10 protein-coding genes are annotated in these 11,906 nt (G+C 67.8%); 6 read left to right on the forward strand and 4 right to left on the reverse strand.

Annotation, left to right across the window (positions count from 1 at the left end; genetic code table 11):
* Positions 1 to 240 precede the first annotated feature (240 nt).
* The 3 genes from rsgA (at position 241) to GVY64_RS22645 (ending at position 3,052) form a co-directional block, all read left to right on the forward strand.
* Entirely contained in the window at positions 241 to 1,287 is a 1,047-nt protein-coding gene (gene rsgA / locus GVY64_RS22635; RefSeq protein WP_159844673.1) for a ribosome small subunit-dependent GTPase A, read from the forward strand.
* A gap of 57 nt (positions 1,288 to 1,344) precedes the next feature.
* Positions 1,345 to 2,058, forward strand: a complete 714-nt coding sequence (locus tag GVY64_RS38000) for a hypothetical protein (RefSeq protein WP_236567058.1) — start codon at positions 1,345 to 1,347, stop codon at positions 2,056 to 2,058.
* A gap of 142 nt (positions 2,059 to 2,200) precedes the next feature.
* Positions 2,201 to 3,052, forward strand: coding sequence for an SDR family oxidoreductase (locus GVY64_RS22645; protein ID WP_159844676.1), 852 nt, complete (start codon positions 2,201 to 2,203; stop codon positions 3,050 to 3,052).
* Between the two features lie 113 nt (positions 3,053 to 3,165).
* Here GVY64_RS22645 and GVY64_RS22650 read toward each other — a convergent pair whose 3' ends face one another.
* Positions 3,166 to 5,082, reverse strand: coding sequence for a glycosyltransferase (locus GVY64_RS22650; RefSeq protein WP_159844679.1), 1,917 nt, complete (start codon positions 5,080 to 5,082; stop codon positions 3,166 to 3,168).
* Positions 5,083 to 5,216: 134 nt separating this feature from the next.
* Positions 5,217 to 5,753 carry a GtrA family protein gene (locus tag GVY64_RS22655; RefSeq protein WP_159844682.1) on the reverse strand — a complete coding sequence of 179 codons (537 nt, stop codon included), beginning with the start codon at positions 5,751 to 5,753 and terminating at the stop codon, positions 5,217 to 5,219.
* A gap of 144 nt (positions 5,754 to 5,897) precedes the next feature.
* Between GVY64_RS22655 and GVY64_RS22660 the strand changes: the two genes are divergently transcribed.
* Entirely contained in the window at positions 5,898 to 6,872 is a 975-nt protein-coding gene (locus GVY64_RS22660; RefSeq protein WP_159844685.1) for a glycosyltransferase, read from the forward strand.
* Entirely contained in the window at positions 6,869 to 8,458 is a 1,590-nt protein-coding gene (locus tag GVY64_RS22665; RefSeq protein ID WP_236567059.1) for a DUF2142 domain-containing protein, read from the forward strand. Before GVY64_RS22660 ends, GVY64_RS22665 begins: the two co-directional genes overlap by 4 nt.
* A 52-nt stretch (positions 8,459 to 8,510) precedes the next feature.
* On the opposite strand, the gene rfbB is transcribed toward GVY64_RS22665, so the two are convergent.
* Positions 8,511 to 9,527, reverse strand: coding sequence for a dTDP-glucose 4,6-dehydratase (gene rfbB / locus GVY64_RS22670; protein WP_159844688.1), 1,017 nt, complete (start codon positions 9,525 to 9,527; stop codon positions 8,511 to 8,513).
* A 306-nt stretch (positions 9,528 to 9,833) separates the two neighbouring features.
* Between rfbB and GVY64_RS22675 the strand changes: the two genes are divergently transcribed.
* Positions 9,834 to 10,544, forward strand: a complete 711-nt coding sequence (locus GVY64_RS22675) for a hypothetical protein (protein WP_159844691.1) — start codon at positions 9,834 to 9,836, stop codon at positions 10,542 to 10,544.
* Positions 10,545 to 10,840: 296 nt separating this feature from the next.
* Here GVY64_RS22675 and GVY64_RS22680 read toward each other — a convergent pair whose 3' ends face one another.
* A complete protein-coding gene (locus GVY64_RS22680; RefSeq protein ID WP_159844694.1) occupies positions 10,841 to 11,830 on the reverse strand; it encodes an alpha/beta hydrolase in 990 nt (329 codons plus the stop codon).
* Positions 11,831 to 11,906 lie beyond the last annotated feature (76 nt).

An 11,906-nucleotide genomic window follows, 5' to 3' on the forward strand; every position in this document is an offset into this window, starting at 1 on the left:
GTCGGGATCCGAGAGGCGCTTCCCGATCGGATCGGAAATTCGGTTGCGCGCAGCGGGTTCGGGTGCAAAAGTGAGCGGAGCTGCGAGAGAGGTAAGGAGGTGTGGACCGTGACGAGGAACGTTCGGGTTGTCGTGTCCTGGCGAGCTGACTTCCGTCGTGCCGCCACACGAAACTCCCCCTCATTCTCCGCTCGCTGAACCCTTCTCGGGTTCGGCGCCCGACGAAGGATTCCTTCCACCATGGTCGACTACGACCTTCTCGTCCCTTACGGCTGGACCGAAGCCGTCTCCACCAGCTACGCAGCGCTGATCGAGCAAGACTGCGTACCCGCGCGCGTGATTCGCATGGATCGCAGTGAATGCGACGCGATCACGCCGAACGGGCTCGCCCGCGTCCGCTGCCCCCGCCCGGATTCCGAGGTCAGCGGGTTGTGCACCGGCGACTGGGTGACGGTCGACGCCACCTCGTCGGTGCGGCGGCTACTTCCGCGCCGGTCCGCGATCGTGCGCTCGTCGGTGTCCGGCCGGTCGCAGGGCCAGGTGCTCGCCGCCAACGTCGACACCGTGCTGATCTGCACCGCCGCCGACGGCGATGTGGACCTCGGCCGCATCGAACGCATGCTGGCGCTGGCCTGGGAGAGCAATGCCCAGCCGATCGTGCTGCTCACCAAGGCCGACGCGGCCGACGACATCCCGCTCGACGAGGTGCGCGCCGTCGCGCCGGGCGCTGGCGTGCTCGAGGTGAGCGCGAACACCGGCCTGGGGCTGGACGTGCTCACGGCGATGCTCGGCGGCACCGTCGCGCTGCTCGGACCCTCCGGTGCTGGGAAGTCGACCCTCGCCAACGCGCTGCTCGGCGCGGAGGTCTTCGCCACCAACTCCGTGCGCGACACGGACAAGAAAGGCAGGCACACCACGGTGCACCGGGAACTGCGCCCGTTGCCGGGCGGCGGCGCCCTGATCGATACGCCAGGGCTGCGCGGCGTCGGAGTGTGGGATGCGGGCGAAGGAATCGAGAAGACCTTCAGCGACATCGAATCCCTTGCCGCGCAGTGTCGTTTCGGCGATTGCGCGCACCACGGCGAGCCGGGGTGTGCGGTGCGGGAGGCGATCGACAGCGGCGAGCTGACCCAGCGCAGGCTCGACAGCTACGACAAGCTGGCCCGTGAGAACGAATGGATGCGGGCGCGTACCGACAAGCGATTGCAGGCCGAGCGACAGCGGGCCTGGCGAGGCATCGTCAAACAACAGCGCCGGATGTACCAGGAGCGGAACTCGGGCCGCTGATCGAGCGAGGGGCACGGTAGGGTGCCCCTCGCATCGTTCGCTATCTGGGAGGGATAGATGAGTCAACCCGGCGGGTACCCGCCACCCGGTCAGCAGCCCGGCCCCTGGCCCGGGCAGCCGACGTTCGGTCAGCAGCCGCCAGTCGGCCAGTACCCGCCTCCGCAGGCGCCCGCGCAGTACGCGCCGCCCGCGGGGCAGCATCCGAGCCAACCGCATCTCGCCCAACCCCAGGCGGGCCAGCCGCCGTACGGGCAGCCGGCGCCGCAATTCGCCCAGCCCGCACCGCAATACGGTCAGCCGCAGCCGTACGGCCAGCCGCAGCAGTTCGGGCAGCCGCAACCGTATGGGCAACCGCAGCAGTTCGGTCAGCCAGGTTATGGTCAGCCTGCCGATCCGCCGGGCATCACCATCGACGCCTCGTACTCGCTGTGGACGTTCATGCTCGCGCTCACCAAGCCGAAGATCCTGGTCAACGGCCAGCGGGTGCCCAACACCCGCTGGGGCGCGAACCACATCCCGGTCGGGCCCGGCCAGTACCACGTCCGGGTCACCACCCCGTGGTTGTTCGACATGGGTCAGGCGAACGTCACCGTGCCCATCGCCGAGGGACAGGCGACCCGGTTCTACTACAAGCCGCCGGTGGTGATCTTCCTCAACGGCGCGATCGGACCGGTTCCGCAGAAGGCTCCGGGCATGGTGTTCCTGTATATCGTCTGGGCCCTGGTCGCAGTGATGTTCCTGCTGAACATCGTGCTCATCGCCTCGGTCTGACTCGAGAGGGCACCGGCGGCCGGTGCCCTCTCTTCGGATCACCTATGCAACTAGTTGCATAGCGAGCGGGTTTACGCTTAGTCTGCAAGCGCGCGTACAGCCGCGGGCTGCTGCCTGCGGCGGAAACGAAGGAGCAGGTCAGATGACGGAACCCGGATCCAAGCCGCTAGCGGGACGAACGATGATCATGTCCGGCGGCAGCCGCGGCATCGGGCTGGAAATCGCCAAGCGGGCCGCGGCCGACGGCGCCAACATCACGCTGATCGCGAAGACCGACCAGCCGCATCCCAAGCTGCCGGGCACCATCCACACCGCCGCCGCGGAGCTCGAACAGGCGGGCGGGCAGGTGCTGCCGTTCGTGGGCGACGTCCGCATCGACGAGTCGGTGGCCGAGGCGGTGCGCCAGACGGTCGAGCGCTTCGGCGGCATCGACATCGTGGTGAACAACGCCTCCGCGATCGACCTGTCCCCCACGGACGCACTGCCGATGAAGAAGTACGACCTGATGCAGGACATCAACTGCCGGGGCAGCTTCTTGCTGTCCAAGCTGAGCATCCCGCATCTGCGCGAATCAGCGAAGGCCGGGCGCAACCCGCACATCCTCACCCTGTCCCCGCCGCTGAATCTGGACCCGAAGTGGGCGGGCATGGCGCTGGGCTACACCATCGCCAAGTACGGCATGTCGCTGACCACGCTCGGCCTGGCCGAGGAACTCAAAGGCGACGGCATCGGCGTCAACTCGCTGTGGCCGCGCACCACCATCGCCACGGCGGCGGTGAAGAACCTGCTCGGCGGCGAGGAGATGGTCTCCACCTCGCGCACCCCCGACATCTACGCCGACGCCGCCTACCTGGTGCTCACCTCGCCCGGTAAGGAGACCAGCGGCAATTTCTTCATCGATGACGAGGTCCTCGCCGCCCACGGCATCACCGACCTGGACAAATACCGCGTCACCCCGGGCGACGGCGAACTGACCACCGACCTGTTTCTCTGACGCTCGCTTCTGCGCCGAGAAGTCCTATGTGAGAGGGCGTTTCGCAGAAGACACCAGCGCCCCCGAGACCGGTCGGACACCCGACCCGGCTTCGGGGGCGCTTCGGCCACGGCTCAGGAGCGAGGAGCGGTGGATCCCTCGATCCCGTACAACCGCTCCCAGTTCTCCCGGCTGGTCAATTCCGGCATGGCGGCGCGGTACTGCGCCTGCACGGCGGGCAGTTCCCGGCGCAAGCGACGCAGCACACGCACCATCCGGCGCAGCAGTTGCAGCGCGCGAGCCTTGTCGCGCCTGCGCACCCGCACGCCGGACTGCGAGGCATCGGTGACCACCACGTGGTCGAACAGCGAGACATGCCACCAGTAGGCGTCTTCCCTGGTGACGCCGATGATGCCGTGCTGGGTGCGGCCCAGCCACTGAGTGATCGCGCGCTTGATCAGCACCAGCTTCGCGCGGCTGGGTTCGCCACCGGCACGGCGCAAGGTGATGTCCGCGGAGCGGACCGGCGGCGTCGCGGCCGGGTGCTTGATCGTCTCGGGGTAGTCGGCGCGGCTGGTGCGCGCGGCGGCCAATGCTTCGATACCGCCGTCTCGCAGCACCTTCGGGCCCTTCAGGAAGTCCTCGATGCCCTGCAGGGTGGTGTGCACCAGGCCGTACTGCATCGCGACCAACTGCTCGGACATCTCCCGGAACAGCCTGCCCGCGATCTCCTTACCGTTCAGTTCCGTGTGCAGCGAGCCGACGATCAGCGAGTTGCGGGTGCTGAAGTAGCGCGCCCAATCGTCGTAGTCCTTCCAGTAGAAGTCCGCGTGCCAGACCGCGGCGTTGGGCAGCGTGACGGTGACGAACCCGTGCTCGCGCGCCCGGATGCCGTATTCGACATCGTCCCACTGGAAGAAGATCGGGATCGGCAGGCCGATCTTCGCGACCACCTCGGCCGGTATCAGGCAGGTCCACCAGGCGTTGTAGCCTGCGTCCACCCGGCGCTCCTGGTTCTTCTTCAGCATGCTGGTGTTGCGCAGCGCCTTCGCCACCTTCTGGCCGTGCCGCAGCCGGTTCAGATGCACTTCCTCGGCGCCGACGTTGAGGTAGTCGGGGTTGAGCAGGAACAGCATCTGCGCGCCGACCAGGGTCGGCTCGACCGTCAGGTTGGCGAACGCGTTGAGCCGCAACACCGTCTCCGGCTCGCACAAGATGTCGTCGTCCATCAGGATGACGTCGGCGTGCTCGTTGACCGCGGACACCTCGTAGAGCCCCCGGGTGAAGCCGCCGGCGCCGCCGAGATTCGGCTGGCGCAGATAGCGCAGCTTCTCGCCGAAGACCGGCGCGACCTCTTGGTAGCGCGGCCGGTTCTCCACCAGATCGGTGCCCTGGTCGACGACGTACACCGCGTCGATCGCGGCGAGCACGGTGGGATCGGAGGACAGTGCGGCGACCGTCTCGGCGCAGTCCTCGGCACGGTTGAAGGTGCAGATCGCGATGGCGACCGGACGAACACGTTCCGGCGCGACGGCGGTCCAGCTCAGTTCCGCGATCCCCAGCGCGCCGCCGATGGCGTCGAACTCCAGCCACAGCGCACCGCCGTCGACGTACTGGTCGAGCGGGGCGCTCAGCGTGACCGAACCGCTAGCGTCGACCCGCGCCGTGTCGATGATCCTGCGGTGACCCGCGATGTCCGAGGCCACCAGCCGGATCTTGGCCTTGGCGACCACCTCGAGCACCATGGTGACCCGTACCTCGGTGACCGTGGTCCAGCGCTGCCAGTAACTGGCGGCGAACCGGCCGAAGTAGGTGTTGGTGTGCGCGGTCGCGCCCTTGTCCAAACGCAGGGTCTGGCGTTCCCGATGCGCGCCACCTTTCACGACGGCGTACAACTCGTCGCTCACCTTCGCCGACGGACCGGTGAAGATGCCGCGCTGGAGCACTAACCGGTCCGGCGCCCGATGGTCGGCGCGCAGCGCGGCAGGCGCCTCAGCGGCCGTCGAGCGATCGTTTGTTTCGGTAACGGCCTCGATAGCCGACTGATCCATGAAATCCTCGAAATTCTCATTGTGCCGGACGGGACAGACACGCCCCTCGATGCCTGAACGGCGGGGGTGAGGATATCAACCGCCGTGTGCGGTTGCCCGCCGTACAGCCACGCCGACGTGTGCTCGAACCATTGCTAAACGTTCGCCGATTCGTTGTCGGTGGCGCTGTCGTTGCCCGCTCGCGCCCCGGTGAAGACGAATTTGTCGTAAGCCCAGTACCGGAACACCACGGCCACGATCTGCCCGATCAACGTACCGGAGAGGTTGTCGGAGAGGGGGCTGGACAGCTCGAGCACGTAGCGGGAAAAGCCGAGACAGCCCAGTTGCAGGCCGATCGCCACCACGTTGAACACGGCGTACAGGAGGTACTCGCGGGCGGGATTGTCGGTCTGCTTGTGCGCGAATGTCCACCATTTGTTGCCGAAATAGGTCACGACCGTCGCCACCGCGATCGCGATGATCTTGGCCGGTAATGGGTAGTGATACAGCACGCCCTCGCCACCCCAGAAGACCAGGAGGTTGTACGTGCCCGCGTCGACCAGGAAGCCGATCGCGCCGACCACCAGGAAAGCCCCGCCTCTGCGCAGCGCGGTGAACACCTTGCGAACGACCGTTCCGGTCTCCTGCGTCACTGGCTCGCCCGCGGGCGCGGTGGACTCACTGGATGGCACGGCCCGACGGTACCGCAGGCTCGCAGAACCGTCCGCGACGGGAAATTCCGCTCCCGCACGCGGTGAGGTCGGCCACGCGCCTGCTGTGAGTTCCCTGTACCCTCCCCGTGTTCCCACATTCACCGATCGCGAGGATTGACCCGGGTGGACTCCACCGAGCTCCGTATTGCCGCCGTGGTTCCGTGTCACAACGAAGAGGCGTCGGTCGCCAAGGTCGTGGCCGACCTGCAGGCCGCCGTGCCGGGAATCGTCGTCTACGTCTACGACAATCTGAGCACGGACAAGACCGCCGAGCGCGCCCGCGAAGCTGGAGCGATCGTCCGGCACGAGCACACCAAGGGCAAGGGCAACGTGGTGCGCCGCGCCTTCGCCGACATCGAGGCCGACGTGTACCTGATGATCGACGGCGACGACACCTATGAGGCGTCGGCCGCGCCGCTGATGATCAAGACGCTGCTGGACGGCCCCTACGACCACGTGCTCGGCGTGCGCAAGCAGGACGAGGGCGCCTCGGCCTACCGCGCGGGACACGAGACCGGCAACAAGGTGCTCAACGGCGTGGTCGGGAAGGTGTTCGGCGAGAACGTCGAGGACATGCTCTCCGGTTTCCGGGTGTTCTCCCGTCGCTTCGTGAAGAGCTTCCCCGCGGTGTCACGTGAGTTCGAGATCGAGACCGAGCTCACCGTGCATTCCCTGCACCTGCGGGTGCCGCAGACCGCGGTGCCGGTCGGCTTCCGCGACCGCCCGGCGGGCAGTGAGAGCAAGCTGCGCACCTACCACGACGGATTCAAGATCCTCGCCCTGATCGTCGGCCTGGCCCGGCACGAACGACCGGTCGCGTTCTACGGCCTGTTCGGCACGCTGGCCTGGCTGGTCTCGATCGTCCTGACCATTCCGATCGTCGTCGAGTTCTACAACACCCACGCGGTGCCGCGGTTCCCGACGCTGTTCCTCGGCTTCACGCTGCTGCTGCTCGGCAGCCTCGCGTGGACCGCGGGCTTGATCCTCGACGGCATCCGGCGCTCTCGGCACGAGGCCGCGCGCCTGGTCTACCTGCGGTACACCGCGGTGGGCGCGGACGACCCGCGGACCACCGGTGACGGCGGAGCCCGGCGTTGACGACCTCGGCGGATCCGACCGCCACGCCGGACAAGGATGTGGAAGAACGCGCGGACACCGCCCCCCTACCCGCGACCGACACCGCGCCGCTCCCTGCGGTGGACGCCGAGGCGGCCACCGGCGCGGACCGGTCCGCGAAAGGCTTCGCGGGCCGACTGGTGACCCGGCTGGGCGGGGCGACCATCGCCTTCACTCTGCTGGCCACGATCTTCGGCGCGCTGTTCACCGTCCTCACCCCGCCGTTCTGGGGACATGACGAGATCACCCAGTTCGGTCGCGCCTACCAGGTCGCACACGGGGGGTTCCTGCCGCAGCGGATCCACGACGATCGCGGCATCGCCTACGGCGGCGACGTCCCGTCCAGCATCACGAAGCTGATGGGCTACGCGCTGCAGGACTACACGACCAACCCGGACGAGCCCGACCCCATGGTGGCCGATCCGGGCCGCTACGACCAACTGACGAGCGCCGCGGTCTCGGACGCCACCGAACCGGTCTGGTTCACCAACACCGCCGCGTACTCGCCGGTCCCCTACCTCCCGGCCGCGATCGGCATCCGGCTCGGTGAACTCTTCGGCCTCGACGTGGGCGGCCTGCTCCTGCTCACCCGGCTCGCCGGGCTGGTGGCCTATCTCGCGGTGATCGGGTTCGGCCTGTACGCCTTGCGCGCGCACCGGGTGCAGTGGCTGGCGTTCACCGTCGCCGTGCTGCCGATCGCGGTATTCCAGGCGGGCACGGTCACCGCCGACACCATGACCAACGCGCTGGCCATCCTGGTCTCCGCGCTGCTGGTGAAGGCTGTGTTCCTCGGCGAGCGTCTGGGCCGGGCGGAGATCGCCGCGCTGCTGACCGCGACGGTCCTGCTGCCGGTGAGCAAGCCCACCTACGTGCTGCTCGCACTTCTGGTGGCCCTGGTGCCCGCGGACCGGTTCGGGTTCAGCGGCTGGCGGCGCGGCATCCCGGTGGGCTTCGCCGCCGCCGGTGGGCTCGCCTTCGCGGTGTGGATGAAGATCGCCGCGCCGACCGGCGACGGGATGGGCTTGATGCGGCCGCCGCACCAGTGGCACTCGGTGCGTCCCGGCGATCAGCTCAGCGGCATCCTGCGCGATCCGCCGGAGTTCGTGCACGTGTTCGGCGAGAGCATCGCGCTGCGCGACCAGCGCTGGTTCAGCCAGTTCTTCGGCGAGCTCGGCTTCGCCTACGTCGATGTGCCCGCGCTGTCGATGCTGGCCTGCCTGCTGGCGTTCGCGGTGAGCCTGGGCGTCGCCGAACGGATGACCGCTCCGGCCTTCCGCCGCACCCTGATCTTCGCGCTCACCATGGCCGCCAGCGTCGCCATGATCTACGTGACGCTCTACATGTCGTTCACGCCGGTCGGCTACTACATCATCGACGGCGTGCAGGGCCGCTACTTCGTGCCGCTGGCGATCGTGACGCTCGCGGTGCTGCTGCGCTGGATGCCGCTGCGGCTCACCGACTCCGCCGAGAGGACCCCGACGGTCGGCCCGGCCGTCACCGTGCTGGTGGCGGCGAGTGTGGCCTTGGTCGCGGCGGCGGCGAAGTACTACACCATCGTCTGGGGCTGAGCGGCAAAGGAAGTCCGGCGCCCCGGGGCTTTCCCCGGGGCGCCGTTGCGTTTCAGTCGCCCGCCGCGCTGAGCGTCCGCTCCCCGGCCGCGTGGTAGGCGCGCTCGGTGATGTCTTTGTATGGACGCCACCAGGATTCGTTGTCCCGGTACCACTGGATGGTGGCGGCCAGACCGGCGCGGAAGTCCGCGTAGCGGGGCTGCCAGCCGAGTTCGGAACGCAGCAACGTCGCGTCGATCGCGTAACGCTGGTCATGACCGGGGCGGTCGGTCACGTGGTCGAAATCGTCGGGATCGCGGCCGAACTCCGCGAGGATCATCCGCACCACGGACTTGTTGTCGAGCTGGCCGTCGGCGCCGATCAGGTAGGTCTGGCCGATCCGGCCGCGGAGCAGGATCTCCCACACGGCACGATTGTGATCGTCGACGTGAATCCAGTCGCGCACCTGGTGCCCCGCCCCATAGAGCCGGGGACGCGCGCCATCGATCAAGTTGGTGATCTGGCGCGGAATGAATTTCTCCACGTGCTGGTACGGACCGTAATTGTTACTGCAGTTGGAGATGGTGGCGCGCACGCCGAACGAGCGGGTCCAAGCCCGCACCAGCAGGTCGCTGGAGGCCTTCGTGGCCGAGTACGGGCTGGACGGGTTGTACGGGGTGGTCTCGGTGAACGCCGGGTCGTCCGGGGTCAGATCGCCGTAGACCTCGTCGGTCGACACATGGTGGTAGCGCACGTCGTGCCTGCGCACGGCCTGCAGCAGGGAATAGGTGCCGACGATATTGGTCTGCACGAACGGCCACGGCTCGGCGAGGGAGTTGTCGTTGTGCGACTCGGCGGCGAAGTGCACCACCGCGTCCACGCCGCTGACCAGCCGGTCGACCAAGTCGAAGTCGGCGACGTCACCGTGCACGAAGTCGATGCGGTCGGACACCGGATCGAGCGAGGCCCGGTTCCCCGCGTAGGTCAAGGCGTCGAGGACGACGACGGTCGTATCCGGATGGTCGGACACGGTCTGCAGGACGAAGTTCGCGCCGATGAACCCGGCGCCGCCGGTGACGAGCAATCGCACCCCCTGACTGTACGTGGGGCCGCGGCGCACCGGTGACGGACTCGAAATCCGGTGCAGCCGAGGCTCACTCCAGGTTTTCGATCTGTGACCTTCGTCTCATTGACTTCCCAATGAAAAGAACTCCGGGATTGGTTTCTCTCGGAAAAGCCCGGTCAGCGCCCACATTTCCGCGACCCCACCGAGCCGGGGGTCGCAGTGGTGAACAAAATTTGAATAAACAGTCACAACGGGTTCACCACGCGTTAGCTGGTCTAGATTTTGCTCGTCTAGTCCCCTCCGAACGTTCCAATCGAGGTTCGAAACAAAATGCTGATGAGGAAATTCGCCGCGACGTCGGCACTGCTGATCGCCGCTCTCGGCATCACCGCCGGCACCGTGAACGCGGCTCCGGCCTCCGAGGCCGATGGCGCGGTGAACTTCACCGCCCACGCGACCGACACCCAGTCCATCATCACGACCGATGCCGGTTCCATGGTCGTCGAGGATGGCACCTTCAAGGTCAAGGCCGCCAACGGTGACGTGCTCACCGGCATGCCGCTGACCTTCCGGGTGGACGACTTCGAGTTCCCGATCGCTGCCGAGATCGCGGACCGTACCGCCACCCTGACCCCGCAGTTCGACATGGCGCACGCGACCTACAAGCCGGTCGCCCTCCCGTTCGAGGACAAGGCGCCGTGGAAGACCGAGTACGACCGTGAGCAGGCCGCCTTCAACCGCATGAAGGACACCATCTCGACCGGCGCCACCATCGGCACCCTGGTCGGCGGCCTCAGCGGCGCGGCGGTCGGTTGCGTGCTCGGCGGCATCGCCGGCGCGACCGTCGCCTCGGCGGCCATCATCGGCCTGTTCGGCGCGTTCATCCCGGCCGCGGCCATCGGTTGCCTCGGCGGAATCATCGCCGTCGGCGCGCTCGGCACCCTCGCGGGCCAGCTGCTGGTCACCGCTCCGGTCGCGATCGGTGCTGCGATCCAGTACTTCACCACCATCAACCAGCCGTTCAACGCCCCCGCGAAGTAATCCAGCGGCCGAACGCGCAATCGAACAACACAGAAGCCCCGCCCGCGCGGAAGCGCGGGCGGGGCTTCAGTTATTCCGGGAGCGGACGGCGAGGTGAACGATTACTGAACAAAATGCAAAAAGCAAAGATCACGCACTCGTGACCTGGCCTATCAAGGAAAGATAACTTCGGTTCGGAAATAGTCCGGAGGCCGCGCGAACACCCTGCGGCCGCCGAGGCGCGAGTTGCCCCACACAGACGCGAGCCCCGTCCCGTCTGGTACGGGGCGGGGCTCGCCTGGGCAGGGCCCGACCGGTTACGCCGTCCGAGCCCGCTGGTCCTCGTCTATACAGGCCCGCACGAACCGCGAGACCCGCGCCAGCGCCGCCCTGCTCTCCGGCAGGTTCGGCGCGATGCTCATGAAGGCGTGGACCTGGCCGCGCCACAATTCCAGCGCGTTCGGCACGCCTGCCGCCGTGAGCCGCTGCGCCATCAGTTCGGAGTCGAAGCGCAGCACCTCGTCCTCGGCGGCGATCAACAGAACGGGCGGCAGCGCGGACAGCACCGCGTTGACCGGCGACAGCGCCGGATCGAGCACGCCGTCGACCTCCGCGCCGATGCGCACCACCGCTTCCAGCGCCGACAACGGGATATACGGATCCCGCGCGACGTTCACATAGTCCCGCTTCGCCCCGTAGTCCAGGTCCAGCAGCGGGCTCAAGCCGACCAACCCGGCAGGCACGGGCAAGCCCGACTCCACGGCCAGCAGCGCGGTCGCGAAAGTCAGGTAGCCGCCCGCGGAGTCACCCGCGAAGATGATCCGCGCCGGATCGGCGCCGTGGCGCAGCAGCCAGCGGTAGGCGGCCAGGCAGTCCTGGACCGAGTCGGTGATCCGCGTGCCGGGCAGTTGGCGGTACTCGACATTGATCACGGGCAGGCCGGTGCGACGAGCCAGGCTCGCGGCGATCGGACGGTGACTGCGGGTGCTGCAGATCGCGAAGCCGCCGCCATGCATGTAGAGCACCGCGCCGTGGCGCAGCGCACGCGCCGCACCGGCCGGGCGGATGATCTCCAGGCGGAGACGATGCAATGACACCTGCTCCCGATCGATGCCTTGCGGACGGGGACGCAACCGCGCCAGCCCGTCGACGGTGGCGGCGCCGACCGGAATGGTCGACTTGGTCACGGGGAAGGTTCGCAGCACCGGCCGCACCACGCCCATACAGGTGGCGAGCAGCAGGCGCGATTGCGCGCTGGGGCCCTTCGGATTCATCACCACGCCGGGCTCGCCGTCTCTGGTCGCCATCGCGCACCTACCTCACAACTGGCGCGCCGAATCACGACCGGACCGAGGTCGCCCAGGCGAGCTGTCGGCGCTGACA

The organism is Nocardia sp. CY41, from assembly GCF_009829325.1.
GTDB lineage: Bacteria > Actinomycetota > Actinomycetes > Mycobacteriales > Mycobacteriaceae > Nocardia.